This window comes from Winkia sp. UMB3158 (assembly GCF_030217145.1).
Lineage (GTDB): Bacteria > Actinomycetota > Actinomycetes > Actinomycetales > Actinomycetaceae > Winkia > Winkia anitrata.
Genome location: NZ_JASONH010000006.1, coordinates 83,162 through 96,686, shown reverse-complemented (window position 1 = coordinate 96,686; position 13,525 = coordinate 83,162). Strand labels below are relative to the sequence as shown.

The 13,525-nt window shown below is 57.3% G+C and carries 11 protein-coding genes; 7 read left to right on the top strand and 4 right to left on the bottom strand.

Annotated elements, in window-relative coordinates:
- The first annotated feature begins 81 nt into the window (after nucleotides 1-81).
- The 7 genes from QP400_RS08010 (at nucleotide 82) to QP400_RS07980 (ending at nucleotide 8,805) form a co-directional block, all read left to right on the top strand.
- On the top strand, nucleotides 82-1,059 hold the full coding sequence (locus tag QP400_RS08010) for a LacI family DNA-binding transcriptional regulator (RefSeq protein ID WP_160309214.1): 978 nt from the start codon (nucleotides 82-84) through the stop codon (nucleotides 1,057-1,059).
- A gap of 133 nt (nucleotides 1,060-1,192) precedes the next feature.
- Nucleotides 1,193-2,374: a Gfo/Idh/MocA family protein gene (locus tag QP400_RS08005; protein ID WP_004806892.1), complete on the top strand. Its 1,182-nt coding sequence runs from the start codon at nucleotides 1,193-1,195 to the stop codon at nucleotides 2,372-2,374.
- 7 nt (nucleotides 2,375-2,381) lie between these two features.
- Nucleotides 2,382-3,374: a sugar phosphate isomerase/epimerase family protein gene (locus tag QP400_RS08000; protein ID WP_004806889.1), complete on the top strand. Its 993-nt coding sequence runs from the start codon at nucleotides 2,382-2,384 to the stop codon at nucleotides 3,372-3,374.
- A gap of 27 nt (nucleotides 3,375-3,401) precedes the next feature.
- A complete protein-coding gene (locus QP400_RS07995) occupies nucleotides 3,402-4,265 on the top strand; it encodes a sugar phosphate isomerase/epimerase family protein (protein ID WP_004806887.1) in 864 nt (287 codons plus the stop codon).
- A 221-nt stretch (nucleotides 4,266-4,486) separates the two neighbouring features.
- The gene (locus QP400_RS07990; RefSeq protein WP_004806884.1) at nucleotides 4,487-5,683 is read left to right on the top strand and encodes a Gfo/Idh/MocA family protein; all 1,197 of its coding nucleotides are present in this window, start codon (nucleotides 4,487-4,489) and stop codon (nucleotides 5,681-5,683) included.
- Nucleotides 5,684-5,847: 164 nt separating this feature from the next.
- A complete protein-coding gene (locus QP400_RS07985) occupies nucleotides 5,848-7,440 on the top strand; it encodes an MFS transporter (protein WP_410482968.1) in 1,593 nt (530 codons plus the stop codon).
- 228 nt (nucleotides 7,441-7,668) lie between these two features.
- The gene (locus tag QP400_RS07980; RefSeq protein WP_004806878.1) at nucleotides 7,669-8,805 is read left to right on the top strand and encodes a zinc-binding dehydrogenase; all 1,137 of its coding nucleotides are present in this window, start codon (nucleotides 7,669-7,671) and stop codon (nucleotides 8,803-8,805) included.
- Nucleotides 8,806-8,916: 111 nt separating this feature from the next.
- On the opposite strand, the gene QP400_RS07975 is transcribed toward QP400_RS07980, so the two are convergent.
- From QP400_RS07975 to QP400_RS07960, 4 genes are all read right to left on the bottom strand, one after another.
- Nucleotides 8,917-9,132 (bottom strand): hypothetical protein, encoded by a 216-nt coding sequence (locus QP400_RS07975; protein ID WP_004806876.1) that lies wholly within the window; start codon nucleotides 9,130-9,132, stop codon nucleotides 8,917-8,919.
- A gap of 279 nt (nucleotides 9,133-9,411) precedes the next feature.
- The gene (ybaK, locus tag QP400_RS07970) at nucleotides 9,412-9,939 is read right to left on the bottom strand and encodes a Cys-tRNA(Pro) deacylase (RefSeq protein WP_004806874.1); all 528 of its coding nucleotides are present in this window, start codon (nucleotides 9,937-9,939) and stop codon (nucleotides 9,412-9,414) included.
- 117 nt (nucleotides 9,940-10,056) lie between these two features.
- A complete protein-coding gene (locus QP400_RS07965) occupies nucleotides 10,057-11,637 on the bottom strand; it encodes an MFS transporter (RefSeq protein WP_004806872.1) in 1,581 nt (526 codons plus the stop codon).
- 11 nt (nucleotides 11,638-11,648) lie between these two features.
- On the bottom strand, nucleotides 11,649-13,391 hold the full coding sequence (locus tag QP400_RS07960) for an ABC-ATPase domain-containing protein (RefSeq protein WP_081499184.1): 1,743 nt from the start codon (nucleotides 13,389-13,391) through the stop codon (nucleotides 11,649-11,651).
- Between the last annotated feature and the right edge of the window lie 134 nt (nucleotides 13,392-13,525).

The following is a 13,525-nucleotide window of genomic DNA, read 5'->3' as shown; positions in this document are numbered from 1 at the left end:
TGTCCGCGCAGGCCGCGGCAAGTCAGGGGAGTGAAAAGACAAACCTGAACTATTCCTGAGAGTTTATGTAAAATGATTTTTATGGCTAGGAAAGTAACCCAACAGGACGTTGCAGATCTGGCCTGCGTCTCTAGGGGCCTCGTGTCCATGGCGCTTCATGATTCCCCAAAGATTCGCCCCGAAACCAAAAAGCGTGTAGCCGAGGCGGCAGCGAAGCTTGGGTATCGGCCCAATGCTGCGGCGGCAATGCTGGCTTCTTCTAAATCTGGGCTTGTGGGGCTGATCCTGCCCAATCTGTCTAATAGCTTTTACGATTCTGTGGTGTCGGGGGCGCGTACGGTAGCGAAGGATGCGGGGAAATTGGTGCTGGTTGCGGACACTGGCGCCGAAGCAGCTACCGAATTGTTCTCGGCCTGGAAGTTTGTTGATTTGGCCGTGGATGCGCTGATCTTGGTTAGTCCTATGCAAACCAAGGCACAGTTGATCGAGCTAGGGCGAAAGGCGCCGCTGGTAGTGGTTGGCCGGCCTTCTCCGGATCCGTGCGTGCCGGCGGTGTATGCCGATCCCAATCCCATCATGGAACAGATGGTTGGCCACTTGTATGAGGCGGGGTGGCAGCATCTGGTCTACGTTAATTATTCCGAGGACGCGGGTGAACTGGGGGCGCGCGATCGACGTGATGCGTTCCGTGCAAGCGTGAAGAAGAACAAGGCGATCACCTACGAGCTGACGATGGTAAGTCGGGATGGTATTGGGCGTCTTATAGATACTCGAATCGAAAAGCACGAGAGCGTTGCCTTTGTGGCCCATAACGACATGTTGGCGCTGTCGCTAATGTCGGGGCTAACCGTGCGGGGCCTGCATGTCGGGTTGGATGTGGGCTTAGTTGGTTATGACAATATTCCAATAGCTGCCGCCCCCGAAATTGACCTGACTAGCGTCGATCAAAAGGGGTTCAATCTAGGGTGCTTGGCGTTGCTGCGCGCGCTTGGCGGTCGCAAAGAGCAGCAGTTGGTCGAAGAGGGAAATCTGATCGTCCGCTCGTCCTCGCGAGGCTGAATTTACATTTTTGAAAAAATGATATTACAAAGCGTTGACGCGCGTTAAAAACTTTGGTAGCGTGAAAGTCAACGAGACAGGACCCGGCCATTGGGTGCCCAAGCAGCACATTCTCAAAGAAGAGAGAGACGAAATGGCAAAACCACTATCCGTAGCAGTCATAGGTGCTGGCATGGCGGGAGCAACCCACGCCAATGCCTGGCGGCAAGCAACCACCGTCTTCGACACCAATCTTCCCCCAGTCAGACTGGCAACGATCGCCGATGCCTACCTTCCTTTCGCGCAGGATGCTGCAAAGCGGTACGGCTACGAAAAGGCTACCGAAAACTGGCGCGACATTCTGGACGACCCCAGCATCGACGTGGTTTCGATTGTGGTGGGAAACGCCCTTCACCGCGAAATGGCGGAAGCACTGGTGAAGGCTGGAAAGCATGTTCTTTGCGAAAAGCCGCTGACCGACAAGATCGAGGACGCCAAGGCGCTCGCGGAACTAGAGAAGTCGGCTTCAGTACAAACCGGTACGGCCTTCGGGTACCGGTGGTCGCCCTCGATCGCGAAAGCGGCGGAGCTGGCGAAGGAAGGTCGCTTTGGGAAACTGGTGAACTTCACCGGCACCTACCTTTGCGACTATGGCTGTGATCGCAATGCGCCCTTGGCCTGGCGCTACACCGGTCCGATGGGGTCGGGAGCGTTGGGCGACGTGGGCTCGCACCTGCTGAACACCGCCGAGTTGGTGTGCGGCAAGATTAAGGCCGTGTCTGGGGCCGGGTTTGCCACCGTCATCAAAGAGAGGCCGATTGTCGCCGGGGCGCAGGCGCTGCAGCGCGGCAAGAAAGTGCAAAGCGCCCAGATGGGTCCGGTGACCAACGACGATGTGGCGGTCTTTACTGCTTCTTTCGAAAGTGGGGTAGTCGGGTCCTTTACCTGTTCGCGCGTTGCGTTGGGACATCCCAACTCGCAGCGCTTTGAGGTCTACGGCACTGACGGGTTCGCTGCCTTCGACATGGCGCGGGCCGGGGAGCTTGTGGTACAAACCCGTTCAGATGACCCAGACATTGCGGGGCCGCGAGTGGTTCTTGCTAACCCGGATTTCCCGTATTTTAGGGCGGGATCGTCAATGGCCTTCGGCGGGGTGGGAGTAACCCAGATTGACCAGTTCATCTACCAGGCGCATGCTTTCTTAGGCCAGGTCGCTGGGGTAGACACTGGATTGCCCGCAGTGCCTTCTTTCGAGGCCGGCTACCGGGCAATGCGAATCCAAGAAGCAATAGTGCGCTCCGCCAATGATGGCGGGGCTGAAGTAACGATCCGATAGGACAAAGATGTCACTCAAACTTGGGGCATATACCGCATGCCTACATAACTACGATTTGGCAGAAGCTTTGGACATCCTGAAGGGGTATGGCCTCGATGGCGCGGAAGTGAACGTGGGCGGTTTTATTCCTTCCCCACACTGCCACGTTGACCTGCTAGTTTCTTCAGAAACTGCGCGCGAGGAATATAGGGGGCTGTTTGCTGATAAGGGGATGCAGATAACCGGGATGAACTGTTCGGGCAACGTTCTGGATCCCCTCTCGGACGTCGGGCCGCGCCATCACTACGACTTGAAGAGGGCGATCGAGTTGGCCTCCAAGCTGGGGGTGGACGAGATTGTGTGTATGTCGGGCGCACCCGGTTCGGACCCGGATGCAAAGTATCCCTCCTGGGTGGTAAATCCGTGGAACGGCGTTTACCTAGAAGTGCTGCACTACCAGCAGTCCGTCCTAGATAAGTACTGGAAAGAGATGGACAAGAGGGCGGCTGATGCGGGAGTGAAACTTGCGTGGGAGTTGCACCCGCACAATACTGTCTTCACCCCGGTGGGCTTCATGAATTTCCTTGAGCGAGTGCAGCCAACAAACATAGGCGTAAACATGGATCCGTCGCATCTGATGTGGCAGGGCATGGACATCTTCAAATGCATCGATTACCTCGGCGAACATATTTACCACGTCCACGCCAAGGATACGAAGATACTGCCGGATGTCGATGTACGGGGTGTGCTCGATGACAACTTCACCAAGTGGCCTGATGAAAACCCGTATCCGTCTGGCATGGCCCACTACTGTTCTACTTGGGCAGAGCCGGCGCCCTGGCGGTTCGTAGCTGTTGGGAATGGGCATGATACCGACTGGTGGGCAGAATTCCTGCGGCACATCGAGGCGGTAAACCCAAACATGAACGTCAATATTGAACATGAGGACCCATTCCTAGACCAGTTAGCCGGCATTGAAGTGTCAGCGAAGACGCTGCTGGCGGCCAATAAGGGCAAGTAGGAAGGTTCTAGCTAAAAGGAGTAACAAATGGTAGATATCGCCCTTGATCCAAATATGTACTACTTTTCCATGTCGGTGCCCGATACGCTTCGCAAGGCGCGAGAGCTGGGGTATGACAATGTGGAGCTTTCCCCCAACGCGGACTTCCACTTTTGGCACCACTACCCAAAGGCAGATGACGACTACGTTGCCGACCTGATGAAGGCTTCCAAGAAGACAGGGGTGCGTATTCGCACGCTCAATCCGGTGTTCAACTGGTCTTCTGTGGACGAGCAGGAGCGCATGGCACAGGTGCGCAACTGGCGGCGGCTACTGGAGATCGCCGATCAGCTGGACTGTCGCGAGATCACCTCGGAGTTTTCTGGGAATCCGAACACCCCCATGGAATGTGAACACCAGTGGTACAAGTCCATGGCAGAACTGGAAGGTGACTTCGAAAAGTACGGCATCGCGCTGAATATGGAAGCCCACCCCTACGACTTCGTCGAGACTCACGATGCAGCATTGCGTCTGGTGCGCGGGGTGAATAAGGAGTGGGTAAATTACGAATACTGTTGCCCGCACACCTTCCACCTGTCCGAAGGTAAGGGAGATGTGGAGCGGATGTTGCGCAGTAGTGGGAAGAAGCTCAGGGAAGTGCATGTTGCCGACGTCTTCAATCACGCTGCTAACGACGGCAACCGCTACATCATTAACCCGCCGGGGGTGGACGCGCGCGTGCACCAGCACAACGAGATCGGGAAGGGCGAGGTAGATTGGGACGCCGTCTTCAACACGTTGCACGACATGAACTTTGACGGGGTGCTGAGCGTATGCGTCTTCGGCTGGCATGAATGGGCGGACCAGATTAACAAGCGGATTCTGGAGCGCTTGCAAAAGGAATTCGCTTAGGGGGTTGCCTATAGGTCGCTGATTTGTTTCTTCCACATCGCTTTGGCGGGGGCAGGGCACTGTCTCCGCCAAAGGCGCATGTGCGCCGTTAATGCTGGTGAGAGGGGAGTCTAGGTCTTAGGGCCTTGTGTCTAAACCGTCTTTGAACTAATGTTTTTTTGTAGTGACAAATATCGCTTGGGAAGCTGGTCCCACGCGAGGCCTAGTGCAAAGGAGCAACCATGGCCAGGAAACGAATTGGCGTAGGAGTAATTTCGCTTGGATGGATGGGCAGGCTGCACACCCGCTCCTACAAGGCTCTGCGCGAGAAATATCCAGAGCTAGAAGTGGACATCGATCTTGTGGTCTGTTGTGATCTGATCGAAGAAAACAGGCGCGTAGCGGTAGAAAACCTAGGGTTCTCGAAAGCGGTAGAGGACTACCACGAGGTGCTAAACGATCCAGAGGTCGACATTGTGTCGATCTGCGCCCCAAACTTCTTGCACCACGAAATTGCGATGGCGACCATTGCGGCAGGCAAGCCGTTCTGGATTGAAAAGCCCATGGGCATTTCCGCAGCCCAGTCAAAAGACATTGCCGAGGGCGCAGCCCGAGCCGGCTTGATCACTTCCGTCGGGTTCAACTACCGGCACACGCCGGCTATTGAACTGGGGCGCAAGCTAATTGCCGAGGGCAAGTTGGGGACTATTACCAATGCTCGCGTGTGGCTCATCGCTGATTACGCATCCGGCCCAGAAGGGCCGCTGACTTGGCGTTATTCAAAGGAAAAAGCTGGTGCGGGCGTAATTTTGGATCTGCTAGGACACGGCGAAGACCTAGTGCAGTATCTGCTGAAAGATCGCATCAGCGCGGTAACGGCACAAACTGGCACGTTCATTACCGAACGTCCGATCCCCCTGAAGGCTGGCATCGGCCATACGGGCTGGGAAGTATCAGAGAAGAAAGGCCCGGTAGGAAACGAAGACTACGTGTCCGTCATCGGCCGGTTCGAATCCGGGGCGCTGCTAACGATGGAATCCTCTCGTGTGTCAGTGGGGCCGCGCGCCGAATACATAGTGGAAATTTACGGTACTGACGGTTCCATCCGGTGGAACTTCGAAGATCTGAATCACCTGCAGATCTGCCTGGGACGCCAGAATGGCTTCCAACAGGGCTACACGAACGCCATGGCAGGCCCGGACTTCCCCGACTTCATGCGCTTCCAGCCAGGAGCTGGTACATCGATGGGATTTGACGACATGAAGGTGGTAGAAGCTGCCCAGTTTATCCAGGGCATTTTGGAGCAGAGGCAGATTGGCCCCTCGGCAGCCGACGGGTGGTCCGCTGCAGAAGTAGATGCCGCAGTTGAGGCCTCGGCGGGCGATGGCAAGTGGCACGAAGTGACCCCGGTAACCGAGCACACCACCTTCGACAAATAGAAAGAGGGGGCTGCTGCAGGCAGATTGAAGGCGTGCTGGTGTCAACATGACTGCCAGCTGCGGAAATCTGCGCGGTTGTCCCGGCTCTGGAGAGGCAAATGACTGATTCAACTTCGACAGGCGGCGACTTTTATAGTAAGTTCACGCCGCAGAAAATAACGGAAATGGTGGCCGAGACGCCGCCCTCTGGAAAGAGGAGGGGTATTGCAGCCCTGGCGGCAGTGGCCACCTTAGGCTCGCTGCTGTTCGGCTACGATACGGGCGTTATCTCGGGGGCCCTGCCCTACATGTATATGCCTCATGGGGCGGGCGGGATGTCACTGACGGCGCTCGAAGAGGGCGCCATCGGTGGTGTGCTCACGCTCGCGGCAGCTTTCGGGGCGCTCCTTGGAGGGCGACTGTCAGATAGATATGGACGTAAGCATAACATCATCCTGCTGGCGGTACTGTTCATTATCGGCGCAGTTGGTAATACCTTCTCGCCAAACGTGTGGATTATGTACATCTTCCGCGCCATCTTAGGCTTAGCTGTAGGCGGGGCATCCGCGACGGTTCCTGTGTTCTTAGCTGAATCTGCTCCCAAGAGGGTGCGCGGCATGATCGTAGCTGTTGATCAGCTAATGATCGTTGTGGGCCAGTTGCTGGCGTTTTCGATGAACGCGGCAATCAACTCGGCCCATGGCGGCCCGCAGCTGACGGTAGCGGCGGATCCTACCGGAACGATCAAGCCGGGCACCTACGATTGGGATGCGTTGAACCAGATGGTATCCCAGCAAGTAGGTACAGATAAGGCTGCTATTCACGACTTCATGATGCAGCTGAGCGTAACTGCGGGTAACGGCTCTGCTTGGCGGTGGATGATCATTCTGTGCACCCTACCGGCCATCTTCTTGTGGATAGGTATGCACCTGATGCCAGAGTCCTCGCGCTGGTACGTGATCAAGCATCAGATGTACCAGGCCATCGGGGCTTTGAAGCGCGTGCGGGATCCTGAAAAGGATGGTTCGCTCGAGGATGAACTGAACGAGATGGTGGCCGCTCGCATGGAGCACGATGCCACTGAGAGGCTCGGTCTGCGCGAAGTCTTGCAAACGCCGTGGCTGCGCAAGCTGTTGGCGGTAGGCATTTTCATGGCGATCGTGAATCAGACAACCGGCGTGAACACGGTAATGTACTACGCTCCCAAGGTGCTTTCGTTTGCAGGGATGGGCACGTCGGCAGCGATTACTGCACAGGTCGCCAATGGTGTCATGTCTGTGGTTGGCTCCGCCCTCGGGCTCGTTCTTATTACGAAGTTCCGCCGTCGCCAGATCCTGATCTTTGACGTGACCGGGGTGGGCGTGTGTCTGCTTACCATTGCGGCGTTGTTCCAGTTTGTGATTGCGCCCGTAATGGGCGGGCCTGGCAAACCGCCGGCATGGGCGGCCTACCTGATTCTGGCTGTAATGGGCGTGTTCATGTTGATCGTCCAGTCCACCAATGGAACGGTTGTGTGGACGATGCTGGGCGAGATGTTCCCGGCAAACGTGCGCGGCGTCATGAACGGTTTCGCTGTGTTCTGCATGTGGATTTCGAACGCGCTGATTACCTGGACCTTCCCGAAGATGATGGATACCTTCGGTGGGGGAATGACGTACGCATTCTACGGCGTGCTGAATCTGATTATTGCGGTAGTGCTGTTCAAGATCATGCCGGAAACGTCGAATAAGTCGCTAGACGAGATTGAAAAATACATGCATTCGATCTATTCGAAGTAGTGGCTTTTCTGAAGGGGGCGGAGCTGCGGCTTCGCCCCCTTTTTGCTCGTGATAGTGGGGGGCGAGGCCGTGGTGGGACTTTCGGAGGAGGACGGGCGCAAGAGAGCCTTACGATTCCCGCATAATACATATTTTTGTGTGAATGTATTTACAAAGGTGGCGCAGTCGGGCTATATTCAAATTAAGCGCTCGCAGTTGAGCCATCACAAAACGCAAGAGGAGACATAGATGTCGGCGAACATTCCACAGACCATGAAGGCAGCAGTGTTGCGCGAACCCGGTAAGGGCTTGCACGTTGAAGAAATCCGCACCCCTCACCCGCGCGAGGGCGAAGTACTGGTGAAGGTATCAGCTTGCGGCATGTGCCACTCGGATTTGCACGTCATCAACGGTGCCATCGCCTTCCCAATGCCCGCTCTGCTAGGGCACGAAGTTGCAGGCGAGATCGTCGAGATCGGCCCCGGCAACGACAAGCGCGATCTGAAAGTTGGCGACAAGGTGGCGGGCGCATTCTTGATGCCCTGCGGTACCTGCGAAGCCTGCTCCAAGGGCCGCGACGATCTGTGTGATCCCTTCTTCTCGATGAACCGGCTCAACGGCACCCTGTACGACGGTGAGACACGCCTGGCCGACCTGGACGGCAACCCGATTTGGATGTACTCCATGGGCGGCCTGTCTGAATACTGCGTCATCCCGGCCACCTCGGTAACCAAGGCAGGGGACAACATCGATCCCGTAGCCGGATCGATCCTGGGCTGTGCGGCCTTGACCGCCTACGGCGCTGTTCGCCGGGGCGCGAACCTGCAGTACGGGGAGACCTGCGCGGTTGTTGCGACCGGCGGCGTTGGCTCGAACATCATCTCTATCGCCCGCGCGTTTGGCGCCCGCAAGGTAGTCGCCATCGACGTCTCTGACGAGAAGCTGGCACCCATGAAGGAATTGGGGGCAACTGACGTAATCAACTCGACCAAGGTGGATAACATCCACGAGGCTATCGTCGACATTGTGGGTGGCACTGGCGTAGATGTGGCCTTCGAAGCGCTGGGCATCCCCGCAACCTGGACCACCGCCCTCGACGTGCTATCCGACGGCGGTCGCATGGTTCCGATCGGGTTGGGCGCTGGCGTGCAAACTGCCGGTGTCGAGATCAACCGCACCGTCCGCCGTGGCCAGTCCATCCTGGGCTCCTACGGTGCCCGCACTCGCCAGGATCTGCCCGAGGTAGTCCGCCTAGCCGAAGAGGGCGTCATCCACTACCAAGATGTTGTTACCCGCCACTTCGCACTGGAGGATGCAAACGAGGGCTACCAGCTGCTGAAGGAAGGCAAGATAAACGGGCGCGCGGTCGTTGACATGTCTCTGTAAAAGCGAAAAGTAGTCGGGGCCGGCTCTTAGTCGGCCCCGACTATTTGTATGCAAAAGGGCAAAAATATTGGGCCACTCACCGCTGTGAGTAGCCCAGGTGTTAGGCGCAGCCTAGTTCTTGTGTGCTGCGGCGATTCCGATGTTGAAGGCGGTTGCGATGCCGGTGAAGGCGACTGCGAATCCGCCAATGATTGCCATCGGGAAGATCGAGGTGAATACACCGATCCAGGTGACTACGATGGCTGCGAGCATTAGCGCAAAGAGTGCGACGGTCAGGGCGCCGGTGGTCAGTTCGGGCTTCACGCCTGCTAGGTACATCTGAGTCATTTTTCCTCCTGAAAGGCTTATTTGCTGGGGGATCTCTCTTGTCCCTCGCTGTCGGTAACAATGTTAGGACATATAAAACCAGGGCGAAAGGTTACAGGATTTTTTAGCGCGCGCCAACTACTATGACCTTATTCATACGCTGCTGACCTGGGTGAATGTCGTGTGGAATGGGGTAGGCCAGGGATTTGGCGGCAAAAAAGAAGCACTTTGGCACGCGCTAAACGTTGGTTGGCAAATTTTTGCGTCTCGTAGAGCTAACGCGGGCTAGAACTAGCCAGCCTAGAAATGGTGTTTGAAATCGGCGATAGCCGCGTAGGTTCCCTTGCACACTGCTAGCAGAGTGTCCGGCTCAAGTTTTACCGACCAGCCGCGCTTGCCAGCGCTAACATGGATGGCTTCCTGCAAAATAGCGGATTCGTCAAGGAAGATGCGGTGAGGCTGTTTCTGCCCCAGCGGGGAAATTCCTCCGGCAATGTAGCCGGTAACAACCTGGGCGCGCGCAACGGGAAGCATCTCCGCCCTCTTCCCACCTGCAGCCTTGGCTAGCTGCTTCAAATTCAAAGTGGCGGTAGCGGGCACGATGCCCACAACATCCTCAGAATCATCGACGCGGGCCATAAGCGTCTTATAAACGGTATCCGGATCCAGGCCCATCAGTTCTGCCCCCTCGAGGGCGAATCCTTGCTTGGTGCGCGGATCATGGGGGTGTTCTAACACCTCGTAGCTGACGCCTGCCTTATCGAGGGCCTCCAATGCCGGGGTGGCGGCTCCTGCCTCGACCTTACCTGTGCCACGTTTTTTCGACATGGAACAATTGTAGGCCGGTGCCGGGCAGCGAAATTCCCACGCTGCTAGAACCGGGATAAAGAAGAGGAGGGGGACGTGCCCCCTCCTCGACGTTTCAGTAGCTGCCCCGCGCGCCTACTACTTGCGGTTGCGCGGCCTCTTGCCTGCCAAATCCCACCAGTAGACAATCGCAATGACCAATGCGACGGCCAGAATAGATGCGGTTAGGACGTAGGCGGCGCTGATACCCATGGACCAGTCCCACTTCGAAGCGGTCTGCTGGTTGCCCACTACTGCGAAGAACACTGCCGTCATGACCGCGTTACCAATAGCGGTGGTAATGCGCTGTGCCGTCTGGGTAATGCCACCGGCAATCCCGCCGTGCTCGACAGGTACGTCCAGCATCGCCTGCGTCTGGTTTGCAGCGCCCATAGCACCCTGCCCGAAGCCGAACAGCATGAGCGGGGCGCACATCCACCAGAACGAGGCTCCCGCGTTGACTGCCCAGACGGTGCCGATCAGGGTAATGACTCCTAGCAGCAGGAAGCTCAGAGCCAGAATCTGCACCTGGCGGCCAGACTTCAGAGCATGCTTGCCGGACCAGAGGGCGGCCAGCGCCGAGACGATAGCGTTCGGAATGCCGATGGAACCGGCAACCAAAGCCGACTGGCCCAACCCGGCCTGCAGGTACATTGCAAAAATGACGAACAGCGATGTAGTGCCCAGGAACTGGGTGGCAGAAATGGCCGCACAGTAGCTGAAGGACTTCAGCTTGAACAGGGACAGATCAACCATGGGGAAGTGCCCGTGGCGCTTGTAGCGGTTCTCCCACCAAATCCACACGACGGTCAGGATGATCGCCAGCGGAATCAAAGACCACATGAGCGGGTGCCCGTGGCTCATAAACGGAAGCATGATGCAAAGGACTGCCAAGGACAGAAGGACTATGCCAACCGGGTCCAGGTCAATCTTCTGGGTAGCCTGCGAGGCATTTGCCTGCTCGGCTGGAAGGTTAGTCTTCGACTCGGAGGCGTCAGATTTGACTTTCTTTGCTCCCATAAAGTGCCGCCGTTCCTTGCCGAAAGGCAGAAGGCGGAAGGCTGCGATTACGCCGATGATGCCCAGCGGAAGGTTGAACAGGAACGAAGAACGCCACCCGTTGGTAGGCCCCAAAGTTTCGATCAGGAAGCCTGCGAACAGTGGGCCAACGGCAACGGACGCGCCAATTACTAGGCCGAACATAGAAAAGGCGCGGGCGCGGGCCTGGCCCTGGAAATACTGCTGAATAATGCCGGTTACCTGCGGGCTGAAGATGCCTGCAGCCATGCCCTGCAGCACGCGGAACACGTTCAGCATTACCGGACTAGTAGCAAAACCGCACGCCGTACACGCGATGGTGAACAGCGCCAGGCCGATTGTGAACACGCCGGAACGGCCAAAAATGTCCCCCAATCGGCCTGACGGCACTAGGAAAATTCCGAAGGAAAGGGCGTAGCCAGATAGCACCCACTGCAATGAGGTCTGGGAAGCCCTAAGAGCCGAGCCTATCGTCTCTAACGCCACATTCACCGAAGACACCTGAATCAGCGACATGGCCAACGGAATGAGTAGAACTACCAGAATCAGATTGCGGTTATACACCCGATCTGACTCGGGGATGCGCACCCATTTCGGGTCATCCGGATTTGGGCGGTTGATGAAAGATGGCGATTGGGACATATGCTCCTCAGTTATTCTTCGTTCAGCCTTAGCCAGCGCATCCGGTTAGCGGCAGCGATTATGTCGATCGTGCGCGGCTCTGCTAGGAAGCCGGAGCGAGGTCGAAGGGCGTCAAGACCTCCGTTACTGTACTCCTTTTCCCACAGGTAGTCGACAGCCTCTTTCAGGGTTCGCTCGCCGTTGAAAACCTCGTCTTGCAGTTTGCGCAGCGACCACCCAATAGCATCGGCCTGACCTGCCTCAACGACCTGTTCGAGGGCAGTAATGTCGATGTCTTGGCGGTCTAGCGAGATGCGCGAGGTGTTGCCGCGCACCTTCGGGCCGCGATCGCCCTCGTAGGGGTTGGCCAGGGGCTTGCGAGCTGCGACTTCAGGGAAATCCAAGTCCGCAGCGGTCTGCCTGGGAGCATCCTGCACGATCTTCTTCGCCTTTTCGGTCACATCGGTGATCACGTAGTTGTCCATGCAAATGACCGTGTCAGCCCGATCTAGGTAGTCGCCGGAACCGCCCATAACCGCAATTGAGGAAACTCCCCGCCGTACCAGTCCGCGGATACGGTCAACTAACGGGGTAATAGGCTCGCCCGAATCTGGTACCAGCTGTCGCATCCGCAAGTCGCGGATCATCAGGTTGGTAGCCGAAGTATCCTCGTCAATCAGCAGGCAGTTGGAGCCCGCTTCGACGGCCTCGGCGATCGCAGCAGCCTGCGAAGTAGAACCGGAAGCATCTGGGGAAGTGAAACGGGAAGTGTCTCCGCCCGACGGCAGGTTAGAGATGAACGCGGAGACGTCCACGCCGGTAACTGCCCGGCCGTCCTCGGCACGCACAGCCACGGCCAGCGGCGTAGTGGCCACCAGCTCGCGTCCGTCACCGGGAATATGCGGGTACACGCCATTCATGAGGGCGTCCAATAGCGTCGACTTGCCGTGGTAGCCGCCGCCCACAATCAGGGTGACACCTGGGCGTAGCGCCAGGCCGCGGACCTTGCCGGCGTGCGGGAGCTCCACCTGCAGTGCCAAAGTCTCGGGAGCCTTAGTAGCCACCGCGTTTTCCATCGGGTGCTCGTCAACGCCGGAGGCGCGCGCCAGGATCGAATCGTCCGCAATGAAAGCCAGCAGATCCTTCTCCTTTAGAACCTGCTGCAGCGCGAACCAGTCTTCAACCGATTCCACGTGCTTCTTCAGCGCCGCCTCGTCTGCAACGGCCTCGTCGGAGGCGAAATCGATGGTGTCCAGCACCGAATCGGGGAGCGGGCCATCCACCAGGTTTGCCATTGCGTGTCCCAGAATACGGCGTCCGCGTGCCGCGAACTGCACCTGGAAGCGCATCTGGATAGATCCGTCCTCGTTTACTGTTACGGCGCCACGGTTCAGCACCGTCTGGCCGGTGTAAGCCACCCGCAGGTCGCGTTCCGGACGGATGCGGGCAGAAAAATCCCTGTGGAAGTAGTCGGCCGCCGCAAGGCGGGCATGCGCAGAAGCAGTAGCGAAGTCGGGAAGACCCGCGACCTCGGCCGGGATCTCGGCGCGCACGGTTGACGGTGGAGCGTACGGGTCAGATTGGACGCGCTCAATATGAAGAACGAAATCGCCGTAATCCCATGCGCCCACCAATTGCTTGTAGGCGCCATAGGAAGAACCGTCCATTTTGTGTAGATGTTCAATCAGTTGGTCTGCGGTACCCCCGCCAAAGGGCTCGCGGCGTCCTTTGCCGTGATGGTTACCTTTTCCTCGTTTGCCGCGAAAATTATTCATGCCTCCACAATAGGACAGCGGCACCAATCCCACCCGGTCGCAGTGTAAAGTCACAACATTTCTTATGCATTAGTGCAATTTTGTCTTCTTTTGCCAAAAAGCGAGGGCGGGCGCGCCACCGCCTTACAAACTAA

Coding starts and splice junctions, on each gene's coding strand:
- QP400_RS08010 (WP_160309214.1), top strand. CDS start 82: ATGGCTAGGAAAGTAACCCAACAGGACGTTGCAGATCTGGCCTGCGTC.
- QP400_RS07980 (WP_004806878.1), top strand. CDS start 7,669: ATGTCGGCGAACATTCCACAGACCATGAAGGCAGCAGTGTTGCGCGAA.
- QP400_RS07990 (WP_004806884.1), top strand. CDS start 4,487: ATGGCCAGGAAACGAATTGGCGTAGGAGTAATTTCGCTTGGATGGATG.
- QP400_RS07995 (WP_004806887.1), top strand. CDS start 3,402: ATGGTAGATATCGCCCTTGATCCAAATATGTACTACTTTTCCATGTCG.
- QP400_RS07965 (WP_004806872.1), bottom strand. CDS start 11,637: ATGTCCCAATCGCCATCTTTCATCAACCGCCCAAATCCGGATGACCCG.
- QP400_RS07975 (WP_004806876.1), bottom strand. CDS start 9,132: ATGACTCAGATGTACCTAGCAGGCGTGAAGCCCGAACTGACCACCGGC.
- QP400_RS08000 (WP_004806889.1), top strand. CDS start 2,382: ATGTCACTCAAACTTGGGGCATATACCGCATGCCTACATAACTACGAT.
- QP400_RS07985 (WP_410482968.1), top strand. CDS start 5,848: ATGGTGGCCGAGACGCCGCCCTCTGGAAAGAGGAGGGGTATTGCAGCC.
- QP400_RS07960 (WP_081499184.1), bottom strand. CDS start 13,391: ATGAATAATTTTCGCGGCAAACGAGGAAAAGGTAACCATCACGGCAAA.
- QP400_RS08005 (WP_004806892.1), top strand. CDS start 1,193: ATGGCAAAACCACTATCCGTAGCAGTCATAGGTGCTGGCATGGCGGGA.
- ybaK (WP_004806874.1), bottom strand. CDS start 9,939: ATGTCGAAAAAACGTGGCACAGGTAAGGTCGAGGCAGGAGCCGCCACC.